Genomic DNA, 19,691 nt, shown 5'->3' on the forward strand with positions numbered 1-19,691 from the left:
ATATTGCTAAGGGATTGCTGTTTAGTAAAGTCCAAATATGCCTCATCAATTAATACAATTGTATTTTGTGAAATCTTGGTTACAAATTCTACCAATGCTTTTCTTTCACAAATTGTTCCTGTTGGGTTGTTTGGATTACAGATATAAACAAGTTTTGTATCTTGGTTTACAGCTTCCAACATAGCTTGCAAATTAATTTTCTTGTCGGTTGTAAGCGGTACTTTGTTTTTGGTTAAACCTAAATTATCTAATGTGACGGTCCAATAATCATAGCTTGGGTCTGCGATTACATAATTTGCGCTGCCAGTAACCTTCGTCTCGTGTCCTTTGTCTACTGATACATATTTTGCAACCAAATCTAAAATTTCAGTTGAACCAGCTCCTAACAATATGTTTTCGTCATTAACACTATTTCTTTTTGCAAGGTCAGAAATTAGTTGTGTCGCCACATCCCAATTATATCGGTTACTAATATTTGCATTGTCAACAAATGCCTTCCTTGCTAAAGGAGATGGACCATAGGGGTTTTCATTTGAGCGTAAAAAAATTAAGTTAGTGTCATTTTCTGAATTGTCAAAAATGTCATCAGGCACAACTGGCGAAGCATAAGATTTTACATTTGCTAATCCAATCCCTGCTATTCCTAATCCAATTTGTTTTAGCCAAAGTCTTCTTCTGTTTTCCATACTTCCTTTTTTTTAATTTGACTTTAAAAAAATAGTTTGTTACAATCGGGGAGAATTAAAATTGCCACCACCATTTGTATACACTCTATTAAACTTTCTTAAACTATGCTAATTTATAACTAAAACCCTTTCTTCCAAGTTAACGGATGAAAGGGTTTTGGGTTTTTAGTTATGTTTCAAGGTACTTTATAAAAGTATGGTGTTTCCGAGTTTAATTACCTCTATAGGTAGCATACCCGTAAGCCGAAAGCGTTATTGGAACGTGATAATGATTGCCATCTTTAATTTGGAATACCACTTCTATAAAAGGGTAGAAACTATCTGTATTGGTTCTTTTGAAATATTCGCTGGTGAAATACGTTAGTTTGTAAATTCCGAGGTTTGATTTATCGGAGCTTAGAAAATCTGTAATTCTACCGTTTTTGTCCGTAACTTTTTCATCCGAAAAATTCCAAGTCTTGTTCTGTTCATTGTATTTTTCAAGTCGGATTGTAACTCCAGTTGCCGGTTCTCCTTTAGATACATCTAAGATGTGACTTGAAAGTTGAAAGGTTTTTTGTGCAAAGGTCAGATTCGATAACATTACTGTAAGAATAGCGAATAGTAGCTTTTTCATTTTATGAGTTTTTTTAAGTTTATTATTTTGTAGTTGTAATTCCAATTTCGGGAATAGAGGCGGATTTTGCTAGTAAATCATCGTTTTCTGCACTTCCGCCGCCCGCAACGCCAACGCTTCCAATTACCGCACCTTTATACCATATTGGAGCGCCACCACTCAATAATAGTAATTCGGGAAGTGTATTTAAATTTTTGGTATCTGGGTTTGATTCGGCGTTTCTTAACAGTAAAAGTGTAGGTGTTTTTGTTGATAAAGCCGTAAATGCTTTTCTTCGGGCAGCCTCTGTATTGTGTGGTCCCACTCCATCACCGCGAACTAATAGAATAGTGGTTCCTGAAGCATCCAGAATAGCTATAGAAACTTTTTTATCTAAGGATGCTGCGGTTTTAGTAACACGCTTGGTCAACTCTAAAGCAGCTTCTAGTGTTAAATTGTCAACCGACGTTACGTAGGTGTCAACAGGCAGTTGTAATTTTTTTGAATCACTAGTGTTTTGTCCAAAACATACAGTGGAAATTAACGTAATCAATACCAATATACTTTTCATACTTAATTTGTTTCTGCAAAGTTAAGTACAGTACTAATCATAAATGTTGTCCTAGGTCAAGGTTTTACAACTTCGATTTGATTCTGCTTAAGGTAGATGGAGTAATACCAAGATAAGAAGCCGCCATTTTATTGGACACTCTTAATAGTAATTTTGGTTGATGCTGGATTAACCACTTTACTTTAGCCAAAGCGTCAAATCCTTGAAATCCGTAAATTCTTTTCTGAGCCACGATGAATCCGAGTTCTAAAATTTCGGTATATATTTTGGCAAATTCGGGTAACGTATTTACTAAGTGATAAAAATCAGTTCTTGAAATGCACAATAGTTCGGATTTTTCAATAGTTTGCAGGTATTCTTCAGCTGGCAGTTGATCAATAAAACTGGGTAAAGCCGTAGCGAAATTTCCCTCAAACGCAAAATATCTGGAGCTTTCGTTTCCATCTGCACTTACAGTAAATAACCGAATACAGCCTTCGTTTATAAAATAATAGTTTTTGCAAACTTGGTCATAGCTCAAAAGAATTTCGTTTCTCCTGGTGCTGATTAGACTAAAGTAAGAACAGATTTCATGAAGTACTGTATCCTCTAAATCAGTTTTACTTTTCAGAAATTTTTCAAGAGTGGCATGCATTCCTTTGTTGAGGTTACTTTTTTTACTAATTATTTCACTTGTTGCAGTATCCATAAAGTCATTGCGTTTAAAGCAACAGGAGAAATCGTTTGTTCAATTTCAGCATATTCGCTTAGTGCTCCTGTTTTTGATTCCTGAAACAAGTGGTTGAGCCCTTCCATTTCAATAGTTTCAACTTTAGTATTGCTACCACTTTCGACTGCTTTTTTAATCGCTGCCAAATTATCTTTAGCAGGAACTTGAAAATCCTTACTACCGTTAATTGCCAATACAGGACATTTCACTTTGTTTAAATATTGAGATGGTTTTGATTGTAAAAGACTAAGGATTTCATTGCCCATCAGTTGATCTGTAATTGCGGTTAATTGTTCTTCGGGTACCATAGTCCCAATTTTCTCTTTGAAATAGGTTGACACTTCTGCTTTTATTCCAGCAGCATCTGATTTCGAATTAACAATGATATCATAAGCACCTCCAAAAAGTACTTGTCCCTGCATAATTTGATCTTCTGGAATTCCCAGCAATCTTTCGGAAGCTGCTTTTTGGGAAAGCATTAGTTTATTACCGTCTAATCCAGGTCCAGCCATTAAAATGATATAGTTTACATCTTTGTTTTCAGAAGCAATTTTTGGAGCAACAATTCCGCCAATACTATGCCCAATCAATCCTATTTTGGAAGTAATAATATCCTTTCTGGTTTTCAGATAGGCGATCGCACCTTTAACGTCTGCCGAATTAGTTTCAATAGTTGTTTGTGCCACTTTTCCACCGGATTCTCCTGTACCTCTATCATCAAAACGCAGTACTCCGATTCCGTTTTTGGTTAATTGATCCGCTATAACCCAATACAATTTGTGTCCAAACATAGCGCCATTTCTATCTTGAGGTCCGCTTCCGCTAATGATGATTACAACCGGATATTTACCTTCTTTTTTAGGCAAAGTCAAAGTTCCTTTCAAGTTGATTTTATCGGCTAAATTTTGAAAAGCAACCTCTTCGGAATAATAAGAAAATGGTGGTTTGGGTTCCTGAGGCCTGTTTAGTTTGATGTTTCCTTTTTTTAAAGCTAATGGAAGTCCATTTCCTGCTTGACTTAAATTCCCAGCAAATTCATTTTTTTGATTCAAACGTGCTGAATATTCCATTTTGAACATGGGGAAAGTAATTTTTAAAACAGAATCGATATAGGTTGTACTTTCTGCTTTTGAATTGCTCAATCCTTGTTTAGGGATATCCATTGTGGCACCATATCCAGTTTCGTCTTTACTTAAATGAAATACAATTCCCAATTTACCGGATGGAATTTCAATTTCACCGGTCCAATCTCCCGAAATATCTTGAGCGGAAGTCAGCAATGAAAACAATAGAAAGAAGGAAAGAGTAAAGAGTTTTTTCATGGGGTTTGGATTTTGAGCACTAATATAAAAAATAAAACCCTTTCGCGATGGAAAGGGTTTATAAAATTATCTTGAAATCGTCTGTTTTCTATCGGGTCCTACAGAAACAATTTTTATCGGAACTTCGACTTCTTTTTCTATAAACTCGATGTAGTCTTTTAGTTCTTTTGGTAGGCTGTCTGCAGAAGTCATTCCTGTTAAATCAGCTTTCCAACCTTTAAATTCGGTATAAATTGGCGTAACATTTTCTTCCTCAATATTGTATGGAAAATGCGAAATGATTTCCCCTTTATAATTGTAAGCAGTGCACACTTTTAACGTCTCAAACCCCGAAAGCACATCGCCCTTCATCATCATCAATTGGGTTACACCATTAATTTGGATGGCATATTTCAGCGCAACCAAATCAAGCCAACCGCAACGGCGTTTTCGTCCGGTAACACTTCCAAATTCGTTTCCAACACTTGCCATCAAATCGCCTGCGTCTGTAAAATCCTCGGTAGGAAATGGTCCAGAACCTACACGAGTGGTGTATGCTTTGAAAATTCCGTAAACTTCTTTGATTTTATTTGGAGCAATGCCCAAACCTGTACAAGCGCCTGCAGCAGTAGTGTTAGATGAGGTAACAAATGGATAGGTTCCGAAGTCAACATCCAACAATGAACCTTGTGCACCTTCACACAGAATTGATTTACCTGCTTTTTGGGCTTGTGCCAAATATTCTTCACTATCGATGAAGTCTAATTTTTGTAAATCTTCAATCGCTTCAAAAAATTCTTTTTCTAATTCGGGTAAATTGTATTGAATGTCAACGTTGTAAAACGCAATCATCGCTTCATGTTTATCAGCTAAAGCACGGTATCTTTCTTTGAAATCAGCTAGTTCGATATCACCAACACGGATTCCGTTTCTACCGGTTTTGTCCATATAGGTTGGTCCAATGCCTTTTAACGTAGAACCAATTTTGGCTTTTCCTTTCGATGCTTCAGAAGCTGCGTCTAGTAAACGGTGCGTTGGAAGTATTAAATGCGCTTTTCTAGAAATAATTAGTTTTGATTTTAGATCGAGGTTGAATTTGGCCAAACCATCTATCTCACTTTTGAAAACTACAGGGTCAATCACAACACCGTTTCCGATGATGTTGATGTTGTTTTTATGAAAAATTCCAGAAGGAATAGTTCTCAAAACATGTTTAATTCCGTCAAATTCTAAAGTGTGTCCAGCATTTGGTCCACCTTGAAAGCGAGCGATAATGTCGTATTTTGAAGTTAAAACGTCAACTATTTTTCCTTTGCCTTCATCGCCCCATTGTAATCCAAGTAGTAAATCTACAGTCATTGTGTGTTGTGTTTAAACTGAACTTGGTTCAGTTTCTGTTTGTAGTTAGTTATTATTTTATTTTACAGCAATTGTCTAAATTTTCATAAGCTACAGCATCTGCTTTAATATCATCGGCATCATAACCCATTGCAGAAATTTTATTCTTTATGGTTTGAAGATTGGTTTTCTTTGGATTATAATAGACCGTAATTGTCATCGCAGTATCATTGAGCTCGAAGGTTTTCAATCCTTTTATTTTATACAATTCGGTATTAAAATTTTTACCACAAGTTTCACATTGTTTGCAATGATCGCAGTGGAGTATCGTTTTTATTACTGCTTTTTCAATATTCTTATTTTGAGCAACTATTGAATGGAATGAAAACAGTAAAATAGCAAAGAGAAATTGGTTAAGTTTCATTTAAAATAATTTTATTGTTCTTTTTTAGTTGCATAGAAATACAACGAGTGGTTGTGAATCTCGATGCCAAATAAATCGCCTATAGTTTGTTTGATTGTCTGAATTCGTGGGTCGCAAAATTCGATTACTTCACCAGTATCGGTCATAATGATATGATCGTGTTGCTTGTCAAAATATGATTTTTCATAGTGTGCCTGATTTTGTCCAAACTGATGCTTGCGAACCAAACCGCAATCTAATAAAAGTTCGATAGTGTTGTACAAAGTAGCACGCGATACACGATAATTTTTGTTTTTCATTTTGATATACAAGTTCTCAATATCAAAGTGCTCTTCACTATCATAAATTTCCTGAAGAATAGCATAGCGTTCAGGCGTTTTGCGATGTCCTTTGTTTTCAAGATATAATGTAAAAACGTTTTTTACAGTCTCTTGATTTTTACTGTTATCAGTAGCAATTAGTGTCATGTGGCAAAGGTAAAATTTAAAACTTAAAATGAAGAATCAAATTTAAACTATAAATTGTATTTATTTTATTAAAACTAACATTTGGGTTAAATCCCAAAGCAAAATGGTCATTAGTGTAGTATAATAATTTCACTTTGAATGGAATTGCATAAGATTGGTTTTCGTTTTGGACCGTTGTATTATTTTGAGTTATAAATCCTAATCCTGCATGCGTTTCAAGCGTGAACTGTTTAGCAATGCTAAATTCTCTGCCATATAACACAGTGATTTCGTAAAAACCTTCGAGATCAATATAGCTTTGCTCATCTTTTCCAAACCCAAAACCAATAGTATTTGATAATGTAAGCAAGTTTGATTTGTAGGAAGTAGTTACATCGAAAGCGCTAATTAAAACCAATGCTGAGTGTTCATTATTGATTTTATAAGTTCCAATGCCGTAGTCAATTGACTTAAACTTGAATTTGTCTTGAGAAAATAGTTGAGAAACGGTAATCAAGCAAATGACAAAAATTAGTTTTCTCATCCTTAATTTGTGTACACTCTGGTTACTTTATCAATTCCGTCAATTTTTTTAATATTATCAATTAGTTTTTTCAATATCGCATTATTTTGTACCACAACAGCAACTTGACCGTTAAAAATTCCAGCATCGCCACTCAGTGAAATACTTTGGATATTAACATGCATGTTGTTCGAAATTACTTTGGTCAGTTCATTGGTTAATCCTAAACTGTCCATTCCTGTAATTTTCAGAATCGCTCTGAATTCCTGTTGGGAAGAGTCAATCCATTTGGCTTGCATGATTCGGTAGGCGTAATTAGATTGTAGTGTAATAGCATTGGGACAATCTTTTTTGTGGACTTTAATTCCTTCGTTTATAGTAATAAAACCAAAAACTTCATCGCCTGGAATGGGATTGCAACAAGACGATAATTTATAATCTAATTTGTCTTGTTCTGAACCAAAAACCAACATATCATAATTGCTGTTCAGCACCTGTTTGTGAATGTCTTCAGGATGTGAACTTGGTGAACGCTTCATTTTATTTTTGAAGAAATTCATCAACGTATTACTTTTTTGAGCAGCAAAATCCTTGAGTTGCTGATTTTCAATTGAACCAATTCCTACGCGATAATACAAATCTAAACTGGTTTTAAGCTTAAAAAAGTTAACCAATTCGTTTGTAACACCTTCATTCATAATGATCTTTAAGTGCTTTAGTTTTCGTGTCAAAAGCTCTTTTCCATCTTCAGCAATTTTCTTAGTATTTTCGTTGAGAACATTCCTGATTTTATTTTTGGCTCTCGATGTAGTAACGTAATCCAACCAGTTTATGGTTGGTTTTTGATGCACTGAAGTAATGATTTCTATTTGGTCACCACTTTTAAGTTCCCGATTTAGTGGTACTAATTTTCCGTTCACACGGGTACCTCGTGTTTTGATTCCGATTTCGGAATGAATACTAAAAGCAAAGTCTAGTGAGGTGGCACCTTTTGGCAAGGATTTGATTTCGCCTTTTGGTGTAAAGACGAAGATTTCTTTGGCATAGAGATTCATTTTGAAATCTTCTACAAAGTCGACCGCATTCGTTTCGGAACTTTCCAAAGCCTCTTTCAAAAGGTTCAACCAAGTGTCCAATCCGCTTTCTTCGGTGGCTCCGTTTTTATATTTGTAATGTGCGGCATATCCTTTTTCAGCAATTTCATCCATTCGTTCACTTCGCACCTGAATTTCTACCCAACGTCCTTTTGGTCCCATAACGGTAATGTGCAACGCTTCATAACCTGTTGATTTTGGTGAGGAAATCCAATCGCGCAGACGGCTTGGACTTGGGCGGTAATGATCAGTAACTATTGAATAGATTTTCCACGCTAGGAATTTTTCGTCGTGAAGGTTAGATTTATAAATGATTCGGAGTGCAAATTTGTCGTAAACTTCATCAAAAGTCACATTCTGCGCCGCCATTTTTCTGCGGATCGAATAGATTGATTTTGGTCTGCCTTTCAAAGTATATTCAATACCTTCTAGATCTAGCGATTTTTTTATAACGTCTGAAATGGTTTTTATATATTCGTCTTGTTCTTCCTTAGTCTCCTTAATTTTACTAACAATGTCTTTAAAAACCTCGGGTTCGGTGTATTTTAAACCTAAATCTTCTAATTTGGTTTTGATGTTGTACAATCCCAAACGATGGGCGAGAGGCGCATAAATATATAAAGTTTCAGAAGCAATTTTTACTTGTTTGTGATCGGGCATCGAATCCATGGTCTGCATATTGTGCAAACGATCAGCAATTTTTATTAGAATTACTCGAACATCATCATTCAATGTCAGTAGCATTTTGCGGAAATTCTCCGCTTGCATTGAGATGTTCATGTCTTTTTTAACCTGTGCAATTTTGGTTAAACCTTCAACAAGATGAGAGATTTTAGGATTGAACATTTTTTCGATGTCCTCCACTGTCACGTCGGTATCTTCAACGACATCGTGCATTAAAGCTGCGGCGATACTCGAAGCTCCAAGACCAATTTCAGAAGCAACAATTTTGGCGACACCAATGGGGTGAAAAATATAGGCTTCACCAGATTTTCGACGCTGATCTTTGTGCGCTTCTACTGCAACATCAAAAGCCTTTCGGATGAGTTTCTTCTCAGAATCGGTCAATGTTTGATAACTGATCCGAAGTAATTCTTTATATTCTCTGGCAATCGCTTTTTTTTCTTCTTCTAAATCTATTTCAGTCATAGCGTGTTCAATCATTTCCTAAAATTAGAAATAACAATTGAGATGTGCAATGATTATTTTTTAAAAAGAGATAAGTTTTTTTATCCGTTCAAGATTAAAATCCGCGTTGTCTTTTTGCTTCAAAAATCAAAATGGCAGCTGCAACAGAAACATTCATGCTGTCAATTTCGCCTTGCATTGGTATAATGATATTTTGAGTTGCTTTTTCGCGCCAAAGTTGAGTTAAACCCGTGGCTTCTGTCCCAACGACTAAGGCTGTTGGTGTCGTGTAATTTTGAGTGTGGTACGAAGTAGAATTCTGTAAAGTGGCACTATAAAAATTGATATTATTTCCAATTAAAAAGTCAATAACTTCTTCATTAGTTCCGGTGGCGATTTGATTGGTAAACAAACAACCCACGCTGGATCTTACAATATTCGGGTTGTATAAATCGGTTTTGGGATTCGCTATGATTACGGCATCCACTTTTGCAGCATCGCAAGTGCGTAAAACGGCACCAATATTTCCTGGTTTTTCGAGAGCTTCCATTACTAAAATCAATGGATTTTCAGGAAGTTTTAAATCGGATAGTTGCAATGATTTTGTTTTGGCTACAGCCAGAATTCCTTCCGTAGTATCGCGATAGGCTAATTTTTGATAGACTTCTTTTGAAATCTCAATTCGCTCGATTTGGTTATTTGTTAATTTGGTTATTTGTTGCGGTGTTACTAATTCGGGAAGAAATAAAACCGTTTCCACTTCGTAGTTTCCTTTTACCGCCAACTCAATTTCGCGCATTCCTTCAATCAAAAAAGTTCCAGATTGTTTGCGGGCTTTGGCTTTTTCCTGAAGCTGAACCAATGATTTTATAAACGGATTTTGAGAGGATGTAATTTGTTTCATTATCAATTGCAAAGGGTCAAAGTTACTGAGATTTATTATAAAATCCCTCTTGCCTTAATTTCAAGGTATTTATTGATGGTATCCAATGTCAGGTTTTCTGGTTGTGTTAACACCGAATAGATTCCGTATTTTTTCAATTCGGTAACAATAAGTTTCTTTTCGAAAATGAATTTTTCAGCAATTACTTTATCGTATACTTCTTGAATGGTCTGTGATTTTTTATTGGTAATTTCATATAATTCGGTATTTTGAAAAAAGACAACGACTAATAAATGGCTTTTCGCAATTCCTTTTAAATAAGGCAATTGTCGGTGCAAACCATCCATTGTTTCGAAATTGGTGTACAAGATTATCAAACTTCGTTGGTTGATGTTTTTCTTGATGTCAACATATAAACGGGAATAATCGCTTTCGAAGAAATTAGTTTTGATGTTGTACAGACTTTCGAGAATTTTTTGCATTTGCGACGTTCTTTTCTCGGCTACAACTCGGTTTTCTACTTTTTTTGAAAACGAAAACATTCCGGCTTTGTCTTGTTTTTTCAGAATTACATTCGATAATACTAAAGTCGCATTAATCGCATAATCCAACAAACTCATTCCGTTAAAAGGCATTTTCATCACGCGGCCTTTGTCAATGACCATATAAATATTCTGGGATTTTTCATCCTGAAACTGATTGACCATCAAGCTGTTTTTTTTGGCAGTTGCTTTCCAGTTTAAAGTTCGGATATCATCGCCTGGAACGTATTCTTTAATTTGCTCAAACTCCATTGTGTGGCCAATTCTTCTGATTTTCTTAACGCCGTATTGGAACAAATTATTCGAAAAAGCGATCAAATCGTATTTCCGCAATTGAATGTAAGATGGATACGTTGGCACCATTTGGTCCTTATTGAACTTGTATCTTTTGGAAATCAAACGTAAGGGCGAAGAAACATAGACATTCAAGTTTCCGAAGAAATATTCGCCACGTTCTGTTGGTCTTAGTGAATATTGAAACTCATCTTTGGAAGCATTTTTTATTTTGCGTTTGATTTCAAAATTCCGCACTTGAAATTGAAACGGAATTTCATCAATTACTTTAACTTCAATTGAAAAAGTGTAAAAGTTTTTTAAGGAAATAACAATCGGATTTTCATCGCCATTGGACAATTTTTCAGGCGTTGTTCTTTCGGCTTCAATTCCGTTCTTACTGCTAAACAGAATTAGAATATCTAACACAAAAAATAGGGCTAATATGAATAACAAGTACCAAGTAGCGCTATATAAAGCGGGAAAAATAAAAGCACAACAGAATAAAACTATAATGCCAATGAGCAAATAGAAAAAGAAATTGTTGATATATAATTGCTTAAAAAAGTTCACTATTATCTTGGTATTTCGATGCTTTCGATAATTTGTTTGATGATTTCAGTGCTCGTTAAACCTTCCATTTCACGTTCGGGAGTTACGATAACGCGGTGTTGTAAAACGGGAATTGCGGCTTCTTTAATATCTTCTGGAGTAACAAAATCACGTCCGCGAATCGCAGCAAAACCTTTTGACGCGTTTAAAATTGCGATTGATGCTCTTGGCGATGCACCCAAATATAAGAACGCATTTTCACGCGTGTTTACCACTAGTTTGGCAATGTATTCTAGTAAGTTAGGTTCAACCTGAATTTGTTTTACTAACTCTTGGTATTTGATAATATCTGAAGCCGATAAAACCGCTTTTATGTTTTCTAATTTACCCGTATTTTGCAACAAATGTTCACGATTGATGATGTCAATTTCTTCCGTTAGATTTGGATAATCGATAGTGATTTTGAATAAAAAACGATCTAATTGCGCTTCTGGCAAACGATAGGTTCCTTCTTGCTCAATTGGATTTTGCGTTGCCATGATGATAAACGGATGTTGTAATTTATAACAATGTCCATCGATGGTAATTTGTCTTTCTTCCATAACTTCAAACAAAGCGGCTTGGGTTTTTGCTGGAGCACGATTGACTTCATCTATCAAAATTAAATTGGAAAATATCGGCCCTTTTTTAAACTCAAATTCCGATTTTTTCAAATCAAAAACCGATGTTCCTAAAATATCTGACGGCATCAAATCGGGTGTAAATTGAATACGACTAAAATTAACGGAAATCGTTTTGGCAATGATTTTAGCAGTCATCGTTTTGGCTACACCAGGAACTCCTTCAATCAAAACGTGACCGTTTGCCAAAATTGAAACGAGTAACTGATCAATCATTTTGTGCTGACCAACAATTACGGTTTCCATTTCAGCTTTGATTTTATCAATGCTATCGCGAAGTGGTTCAAGATTTAGTCTTGACTGAAAATTTACATTTTCATTTTCATTGCTTTCGAAGTTTTCTGTATTTTCCATTAGTTGATAATTTTTTCTATTGCATTATTGATTTCGATTAAATCACTTTCTATACTTTGATGGTAGCTCTTTCGCTGGTAATTTATCAAATAGACCAAGTGTTCAATATCTTTTAATTCTTTTCCGGTTTTAGCGTGTAATTTTTTGATGAAATTTTCATCTAAAGTAGAAGTTTCGATTAAATATTCGTTTCTAATTCTTTCCAGAAAATAGATTATTTTCTTGTCTACCAGATTTTGATGATCGCCTTCTTGATAGTATAAATTTCCGATAGTCTTAGTGAAATCAACGGTTGTATTGGATAAGGGTTTGATTATCGGAATAATTCGCTGCCTTCTTTTTGCATTAAAAATCATAAAAATCAGAATTCCGATAAAAAATAAATACCAAGCCCATTTCAAAGCCGGCTGACTTAAAATATAACGGTACGGTGAACCCGATTCAATTAATCCATTTTGATCTTTTATCAACCAATAAATGGGGTTTTTAGGCAAATAACTCAAGATTTTTTCGGTGTATTCCGAATGGTTATCTTTCAGTAAATGATAATTGGTAAACGCGGTTGGTTGTAAATGAATTAAGAAACTTCCTTGTCTGAAATTGACTTTGACGAAATTGACATACTTTTTTTTCTCAGTTCCCTGATAGCCTAAAACCGTGGTGTAAAGTGTATCAATTTTCGAAAAATAGTAACTTCCGGCGCCTTGATTTAAATTGTATTTTTCTTTACCCAAATTAGGGTTTGCTAGCCAACAATCGACTTTGTCATTTAAATCGAATTGGGATTTGATTTCTATTTTCAAAGAATCCGTAAACATTTCGGGAAGATTTTGAACACTCAAAAAAGCGGTATTTCCGTGACTGACAAAATAAAATAATTCTTTTGTAGATTGGTCATCCAAAATATAATTATCACAAATATTCAGAATCGTTCCTTTTATTTTATAATTCTTTACTAACGTATCCGCGTTGTATAGCGGATCTAGAAACTCATAAAGTGTTTTGGTCTTTTTTATAACTTTATTTGGACTCAAAAGTGTCTTTGATTCTTGGTCAAAAATATAAAGTCCAAACGGAATCTTATCCCTCAAATCATAGCTTGGCGTCCAATCGACAGGCTTTGGTCTAATGGCGTCAATATAGATAAATAACGCAATTATAACGAGCAGGAAAAATACGTATATTTTTAGTGTTCTACTCATTTGTTTAATGATTTTAAAGTTTTTTCAAATGCAGTTTTAGCGTTTAAAAAAGTAAGTTCGTTCATTTCAAATTCACCGTACCAAATGTAATTGTACAAATAAGATAGGTATTGAAAATCTGTTCTTAAATCGGTTGATTTTATTTCGTAAGCGTAATCAGAATTCGTTTTTTCGGTGTGCCATTCGATGATATTCTTCTCTGCAAGTCGCTTTAAAAGCCATAGATAATAATACCGAATGGCCAATCGATTATCACCATTTTTAAGCGTTTCCTGAAGCAACTTTTCAAAATCTACATAAATTAAATTCTTCTCAATTTCTTCATCTGTCAATATTTTACGTGTTGTTGATTTGCCAAATATCCATTGTCCTTCTTTGTTTAGTATAATTTTGACAATGAGATAAATTACATACGCTACGATTAATCCCGCAATTGTTTTTAATGTATATTCAACATATTTGGAAGAAGTATCCATGCTTGAAAGGCCAAAAATCTTTTTAAACCAGTAGGCAAGCCATTCTTCAAAACGTTCCCAAGCGCCTTTTTGGGCAATTACAACTTCATATTGAAATTCGGTTGCTTTGTATTTTTGCTTAAAATTAGGGTTCAATTTAGGTTTTGATATTATATCACTTTGGTCAACAACGATATCTTTTTCGGTGAATTTAATCGTTTCATTTTTGGCTACAGCCGATGAGTCCTGTGACCAAATTGGTACAGAAACAAGCAACCAAAAAATGAGTAGAAATTTATTCACTGCCTATTAAATCTATTGAATCCTGAGAGCTTATATTTTCGTCAAATTCGCGTCTGCTATAATATACCAAACCTTGATTTACGAACAGAAGATTATTTAAAATGTAACTCATTACTATTGAAACTACCATTACTATGGTCAGCATAATTTTTACAGTGGATACCGAATCATTAGTAGCAGTTTGATTTTGAGTCGAGGTAATAATCGAAACCATTCCAAACATATAGGGAATTATTGTGAAAACAGACATTCCGATTTGGATGATGATGTACATGATAATTAACGAACCCACATTGGGAAAATACTGATTTTTAACATGTTTAAAACCACTGCCTAGCGATTCGAAAAAGCCTTTGTCATGGTTAAGGTATTCAAAGAAACTTAGCGTGATCCAACTTACAGCTGTAGGCACTGCAAAAAGCAATAAGGGAATGCCAATGAGTATAAAACAAAGTAAAATAAGAATTACAAAAACTAACATTAGTAATGGAGTGACCAAAAAAATTAATCCTAAAAAGAAAACTAGTATCCTCCCGAAATTAGTTTTGAATTTGGCTAGGATGTCTTTAGTTTCAAAGGTATTTCCTTTGTTTTTAGCATACAATTCCATGTAAATTACCGGAATAGAATAGTTGAGCATGCTTAGAAAAACAATGAATAAAAACATCAAAACGGCACCGCCAATTACAATCGGAATATTATTTTGTACATAGTTTTGAAAGAAATCAGCATTGTTATTGGTTTTACCAAAGTTTAGAAAAAAATCAAAATAGACCTGAAATAAAAAATAAGAGAAGACAACTAAAAGCAGCAACATAATTCCACAAATAGTGAAATAACTTTTCAGGTAATGTTTTCCAGTTACTCTGAAGAACTGAAACGTATCGCTAACATAATCGCTAAAATCTCTTTTTTTGAACAGTGTAAACATACTTATGCGTTTATTTTTTTATGGATAATTGTTGGGTAAACCAGAAAATAAAAAGATATCAAAGCTAGTGTTCCTAGAATGATAATAACATTGAGCCAGCTGGGCATTTCGATTCCATACCGCGTGACAAATCCTTCAATAAACCCAGCAGCTATAGTGAATGGAATCGTGCTTAGAAAGATTTTCAAACCATCTTTCAATCCGATTTTAAAAGAATTTAATCTTGAAAAAGTTTTAGGAAACAGGATAGAAGCACCAAGAATAAAACCACAAGCCGCCTCTACTACCATTCCAAAAATCTCCATGGAACCATGCAGCCATATTCCGCGTACACTTTCCCAAAAAACACCTTCCTTGTAGAAAAAGTATTGGAAAGAACCCAGCATGATACTGTTTTGTATTAAGATCATAAACGTTCCAACTCCAGCAAAAATGCCATAAATAAAACAGCGCACGCCAACGTATAGATTATTTAAAGTTATCCCAATAAAACTGCCCCAATTACTTCCTGATTTGTAAACGGCCACTGGATTTCCGTCTTTAATATTGTCTAAAGTCATGTTTACATAACCATCGCCAAGAATTAATCGGACAAAGTTTTCGTCGTATTTTGCAGAAACGACGCCAATCGCTACGGCCGCAAAAAACAACACAAAAGAATACACTAAATACCTTCTGTACTGATAAACTAATAAAGGAACTTCCGTTTTGAAAAAATAAACGAACCTGTTTTTTTCTTCTCTTTTGGTCTTGTAAATTTTCTGATAAATTTGTGACGCTAAGTAATTTAGATAAACAACCGTTTTACTTTTGGGGTAGTAGGTTTGCGCATACGATAAATCATTAACCAAATGAATGTACAAACTTGCCATTTCATCAGGATTTTTTTTAGATTTACCAAAAATTGCTTGTTCAAAGTCAAGCCATTTTTGTTTATTTTGTTTTATGAATGCAACCTCCCTCATGGAGGCTAAAATAGGAATTATGACACAACTTTCAATAAATACTACGCAAAATGTTACGATAAATTTTTCTTCGGCTTCTATAGGAGAAAGAATTGCAGCGTATTTTCTTGATTCACTGATTAAAATCGCTTACGGAATTGTTGTTTTTTATATTTTTTTCTACACTTTAAGTCTTAATTTAATTATTAATAAATTAGACAATTGGTCAAGAATCGCTATTTATATGATTTTTGCTTTACCCATAATTTTTTATTCGTTGGTGCAGGAATCTATGCTGGAAGGGCAAACTTTTGGAAAAAAATTAGTGAAGATAAAAGTGGTAAAAATAGATGGATATCAAGCATCTTTTGGCGACTATTTAATTCGATGGTTGTTCCGAATAATAGATATTTCAATGAGTAGTGGCATCATTGGATTGATTACGATGGTGGTCAATCAAAAAACGCAGCGTTTGGGCGATATTTCTGCCGGAACTGCCGTTATCACATTAAAGAATAAAATTAATATCAGTCATACTATTTTAGAAGATATTGGCGAAGAATATATACCAAAATATACATTGGTGATAAAACTTTCAGATAATGATGCCCGTATTATTAAAGAAACGTATCAAGCTGCACTAAAGACTTCAGATTATGAAATTATAAATAAACTAACCAGTAAAATAGAAGCGGTAACAGGCATAAAAAATGATTTAGATAGTAAAAAGGAATTTATCCAAACCATTTTGAAAGACTATAATTATTATACACAGAATATGTAGCTCAATGATTGAGATATAAAAATCCTTTCAGTGGTTGCGGATAATCAGTATCATTTAAAAACAATAAGTAAAAGTAGGTGCCATCTGGTGCATTTTTGTTTCCTATGCCATCTTTAATATAGCCATTCCAATTCTCGGTAGTGTTGTATCCAGTCCAGATTTTTTGTCCCCAGCGATTATAGACTTCCAATTGAAAATCCAGGAAAATATCGCGTAAGCCACCAATAAAAAAACTGTCATTATAGCTGTCATTATTCGCTGAAACAAAGTTATAAACGGTGGGCGGACAGTTTCTACTTTTCAGAATAAAAGAGGTAGTAGCAAAACAGTTTCCGTTAGAAATCCGGATGAAAATTTCTTTTGGAGTAGTTATAGCTTCATAATTCGTAGTATTTAATATCGGATTAACAGCTGCGGAAGCGTCTTCTACTGTTTCATAAAAATGGACGACATCATTTGGATTCGTTTTTACTAAATCTTCATAGCTCGAAAAATCAAAAGTTGCTTTTGTAAAACCTTCATTACACGCCTTTAATGGTTCTAAAACGTTGAATGTTGGACTGCGCCACAGCGAAACTGGAATGGTGTCTTTGTTATTGCTTTCGTTTAATTCATCTACTATTCCGGTGCCATTTCCGTTATCATCAACTGAAATTGTGAGTGTAAAATTCATCGGAATACTATCCGGAACGACTAAGGAAAGTTGGAAGTTGGCACTTCCGCCAATAGGAATAGGAAGTATAGTTTCATCAAAAGCGATAAATGTTCCATCGGCATAAATGGCAATTGGTGTTCCCGATGGTAACGGACCACTCGAATTTAAATTAGAAACCGTATAATTTAAAACTAGTATTCTCGAATCGCATTGTTGTTCAACAGCATTTATTGCAACAATTGCATCGGGTAATTTATTGTTTAATTTAGTGACTATAGTACTAATTAAAACAAAATCTTGAGCCGTAGTCATTTTGATTTCTGCTGACGTATTTCCTGCATTGATGTAAGGCTGAATATCATAAATATCCAAATCCATATTGTATAAATCACTAGTTCCTGTGATGTTATTTGTGCCATTAAAAGCATTGTCTGGTGGATTTATTGCATCACTTAGTATGTTTCCGTTAATAAGCAAAGATTCCTGATTTGAAATATTCGCATCGCCTTCCCAAGCAATAAAACCCACTTTTGCATCGGTGTTATCTAGCACATATAAATTAGATAAATTGATGGTAAGTTCGTCAATAACAACGCCAGGATTCGGACTTGACAATGCCTCTAAACCATCATAAACATTAACTTGATTTATAGGTAAACTAGCATTTTCATAAACAATAACAATCGCCCAACCTGCAAAATTGGTTCCGTTATTGCAATAAGTATCGGGATTAAAAAAGGGCGTTACATCAAGATCTGAAAAGGAATAAACACCATTTCCAGTTGTTTGAATTAATGTCGTTACCTCTGCGAAAGCGCTGAAAAAGGGATTGCCATTTAAATTTTGAATAGCCAAAAAATTACGTTGGGAATCGATTTCAATTCCGTTAAGTTTAACGTTAAAATCGCCAGTTCCTGAGCCAGCCCAATACAGATAAGCACTTATAATAGTGTCATTTGGATCTAAATTTAAAATAGCATCTGAGCTGGGAAGCAACAAACACGGATCATTTCCAAAATTGGGCTGAACATTTAAAGTGTTGCCGATGAAAGTAAAATCATAACGACCATTGAACTGATGGAACAACGAAACATTTTGTCCATTAGCAGTAAAAATGAAGCAAAAAAGTATAATAAAATGAAGTAAGTGTAGTTTTAATTTCAAAGCAGCTGGGTTAACGAGTTAAAGTTACTCAATTATTTTTGAAAATTGATTTTTTGGTAACCACGACTTTTTTAAAAATAAATGGTTAATTTGCCAATGTATAAAAAACACCCGTGAAAAACTATACTGTCAGACGCTATACTTTGGAGGATTATGCTATTTGGAATGCTTTTATAAGTGCTGCCAAAAATGCAACTTTTCTGTTTCACCGTGATTTTATGGAATACCACAAAGATCGTTTTGAGGATTTTTCCTTACTGGTTTTTGAAAACGGAAAATTAGTTTCTGTACTTCCGGCGAATAGGGTAGGCGCTACCGTTTATTCTCATCAAGGATTGACTTATGGTGGACTTGTTTTGTTGCCAAAATCTAAATTATACGATACTATATATCTATTCCAATCTGTTTTGAAGTTCCTTAGTGATAATGGCGTTTCTAAATTGTTTTTAAAGCAAATACCGTCCATTTATTGTCGTTATTCTTCGGATGAAATTAATTATTTAGCCCATATTTGTAAAGGGGAAGTAGTTATGAAACACAATGTGTCGGTTGTAACTTTAAATCAAGACCGCTTAATTTCAAAATCACGAAGAGAATGTGTGAATAGAGGAAAAAAACTGGGCTTAGAAATTAGGGAAGATGGTAAAATAGATTTATTTTGGAATGAATTATTAATCCCAAATTTAAGCGCTAAATACAACTCAAAACCAGTTCATTCTGTTGCTGAAATTACGAAGTTGATGAATAATTTTCCTGATAATATAAGACATTTTAATGTATATAATGATAGCAAATTAGTTTGTGGAACTACTATTTTCATTACAGATAAAGTAGTTAAGCCACAATATATTTCTGGAAATGAAAATAATAATGAATTGGGCAGCATCGATTTTTTATATGATTTCCTAATTAATGATGTTGCAAAAGGAAAAGACTATTTTGATTTTGGACCGTCTCATGAAAATAATGGCTTACAGATAGTTAAAAACATCAATTTTTGGAAAGAGAGTTTTGGAGCGCATTCTTTAATTCAGGATTTTTACGAGATTAAAACATCAAATTTTGAAATGTTAGATTCTATTTTAATTTAAAAAATACACGATTGTGAATATTACTGCTAGAATAAAATTTTTCTTGTTTGTTACACTACGGGT

General features: G+C 34.2%; 20 protein-coding genes. 2 read left to right on the forward strand and 18 right to left on the reverse strand.

All coding sequences use genetic code 11. The features are described from left to right. The 17 genes from PSU83_RS04230 to PSU83_RS04310 form a co-directional block, all read right to left on the reverse strand. A partial coding sequence (locus PSU83_RS04230; protein ID WP_300587060.1) for an aminotransferase class I/II-fold pyridoxal phosphate-dependent enzyme occupies window positions 1-686 on the reverse strand: 686 nt, incomplete at its 3' end. Window positions 687-897: 211 nt separating this feature from the next. Further along, window positions 898-1,302 (reverse strand): hydroxyisourate hydrolase, encoded by a 405-nt coding sequence (gene uraH, locus PSU83_RS04235; RefSeq protein WP_300587063.1) that lies wholly within the window; start codon window positions 1,300-1,302, stop codon window positions 898-900. Window positions 1,303-1,324: 22 nt separating this feature from the next. Beyond that, on the reverse strand, window positions 1,325-1,852 hold the full coding sequence (locus PSU83_RS04240) for a heme-binding protein (protein ID WP_300587065.1): 528 nt from the start codon (window positions 1,850-1,852) through the stop codon (window positions 1,325-1,327). A gap of 64 nt (window positions 1,853-1,916) precedes the next feature. Continuing rightward, window positions 1,917-2,540, reverse strand: coding sequence for a Crp/Fnr family transcriptional regulator (locus PSU83_RS04245; RefSeq protein ID WP_300587066.1), 624 nt, complete (start codon window positions 2,538-2,540; stop codon window positions 1,917-1,919). Then, window positions 2,516-3,883 (reverse strand): alpha/beta hydrolase, encoded by a 1,368-nt coding sequence (locus PSU83_RS04250; protein ID WP_300587068.1) that lies wholly within the window; start codon window positions 3,881-3,883, stop codon window positions 2,516-2,518. Before PSU83_RS04250 ends, PSU83_RS04245 begins: the two co-directional genes overlap by 25 nt. Before the next feature lie 66 nt (window positions 3,884-3,949). Further along, the gene (locus PSU83_RS04255) at window positions 3,950-5,221 is read right to left on the reverse strand and encodes an adenylosuccinate synthase (protein ID WP_300587069.1); all 1,272 of its coding nucleotides are present in this window, start codon (window positions 5,219-5,221) and stop codon (window positions 3,950-3,952) included. Window positions 5,222-5,273: 52 nt separating this feature from the next. After that, window positions 5,274-5,624, reverse strand: coding sequence for a hypothetical protein (locus PSU83_RS04260; RefSeq protein WP_300587071.1), 351 nt, complete (start codon window positions 5,622-5,624; stop codon window positions 5,274-5,276). Between the two features lie 11 nt (window positions 5,625-5,635). Beyond that, window positions 5,636-6,091: a transcriptional repressor gene (locus PSU83_RS04265; protein ID WP_300587073.1), complete on the reverse strand. Its 456-nt coding sequence runs from the start codon at window positions 6,089-6,091 to the stop codon at window positions 5,636-5,638. A 16-nt stretch (window positions 6,092-6,107) separates the two neighbouring features. Continuing rightward, a complete protein-coding gene (locus PSU83_RS04270) occupies window positions 6,108-6,614 on the reverse strand; it encodes a hypothetical protein (RefSeq protein WP_300587075.1) in 507 nt (168 codons plus the stop codon). Window positions 6,615-6,616: 2 nt separating this feature from the next. Continuing rightward, window positions 6,617-8,836, reverse strand: coding sequence for a RelA/SpoT family protein (locus tag PSU83_RS04275; protein ID WP_300587167.1), 2,220 nt, complete (start codon window positions 8,834-8,836; stop codon window positions 6,617-6,619). A 94-nt stretch (window positions 8,837-8,930) separates the two neighbouring features. Beyond that, window positions 8,931-9,719 (reverse strand): RNA methyltransferase, encoded by a 789-nt coding sequence (locus tag PSU83_RS04280; RefSeq protein ID WP_300587078.1) that lies wholly within the window; start codon window positions 9,717-9,719, stop codon window positions 8,931-8,933. 35 nt (window positions 9,720-9,754) lie between these two features. Further along, window positions 9,755-11,086, reverse strand: coding sequence for a DUF58 domain-containing protein (locus PSU83_RS04285; RefSeq protein ID WP_300587081.1), 1,332 nt, complete (start codon window positions 11,084-11,086; stop codon window positions 9,755-9,757). 2 nt (window positions 11,087-11,088) lie between these two features. After that, complete coding sequence (locus tag PSU83_RS04290) at window positions 11,089-12,099, reverse strand: MoxR family ATPase (protein WP_300587084.1); 1,011 nt, start codon at window positions 12,097-12,099, stop codon at window positions 11,089-11,091. Then, window positions 12,099-13,301: a DUF4350 domain-containing protein gene (locus PSU83_RS04295; protein ID WP_300587086.1), complete on the reverse strand. Its 1,203-nt coding sequence runs from the start codon at window positions 13,299-13,301 to the stop codon at window positions 12,099-12,101. Before PSU83_RS04295 ends, PSU83_RS04290 begins: the two co-directional genes overlap by 1 nt. Further along, window positions 13,298-14,059 carry a DUF4129 domain-containing protein gene (locus tag PSU83_RS04300; RefSeq protein ID WP_300587090.1) on the reverse strand — a complete coding sequence of 254 codons (762 nt, stop codon included), beginning with the start codon at window positions 14,057-14,059 and terminating at the stop codon, window positions 13,298-13,300. The genes PSU83_RS04295 and PSU83_RS04300 overlap by 4 nt, the downstream gene beginning before the upstream one ends. Then, complete coding sequence (locus PSU83_RS04305) at window positions 14,052-14,990, reverse strand: hypothetical protein (protein WP_300587092.1); 939 nt, start codon at window positions 14,988-14,990, stop codon at window positions 14,052-14,054. Before PSU83_RS04305 ends, PSU83_RS04300 begins: the two co-directional genes overlap by 8 nt. A 2-nt stretch (window positions 14,991-14,992) precedes the next feature. Then, window positions 14,993-15,955: a stage II sporulation protein M gene (locus PSU83_RS04310; RefSeq protein WP_300587094.1), complete on the reverse strand. Its 963-nt coding sequence runs from the start codon at window positions 15,953-15,955 to the stop codon at window positions 14,993-14,995. Window positions 15,956-15,974: 19 nt separating this feature from the next. On the opposite strand from PSU83_RS04310, the gene PSU83_RS04315 reads away from it, so the two are divergent. Continuing rightward, on the forward strand, window positions 15,975-16,718 hold the full coding sequence (locus PSU83_RS04315; protein WP_300587096.1) for an RDD family protein: 744 nt from the start codon (window positions 15,975-15,977) through the stop codon (window positions 16,716-16,718). 1 nt (window position 16,719) lies between these two features. Here the strand turns inward: PSU83_RS04315 and PSU83_RS04320 are convergent, their stop codons facing one another. Further along, window positions 16,720-18,537, reverse strand: coding sequence for a gliding motility-associated C-terminal domain-containing protein (locus tag PSU83_RS04320; RefSeq protein ID WP_300587100.1), 1,818 nt, complete (start codon window positions 18,535-18,537; stop codon window positions 16,720-16,722). A gap of 113 nt (window positions 18,538-18,650) precedes the next feature. On the opposite strand from PSU83_RS04320, the gene PSU83_RS04325 reads away from it, so the two are divergent. Next, window positions 18,651-19,628 carry a GNAT family N-acetyltransferase gene (locus PSU83_RS04325; protein WP_300587102.1) on the forward strand — a complete coding sequence of 326 codons (978 nt, stop codon included), beginning with the start codon at window positions 18,651-18,653 and terminating at the stop codon, window positions 19,626-19,628. Window positions 19,629-19,691 lie beyond the last annotated feature (63 nt).

This window comes from Flavobacterium sp. (genome assembly GCF_029945805.1).
Taxonomy (GTDB): domain Bacteria; phylum Bacteroidota; class Bacteroidia; order Flavobacteriales; family Flavobacteriaceae; genus Flavobacterium.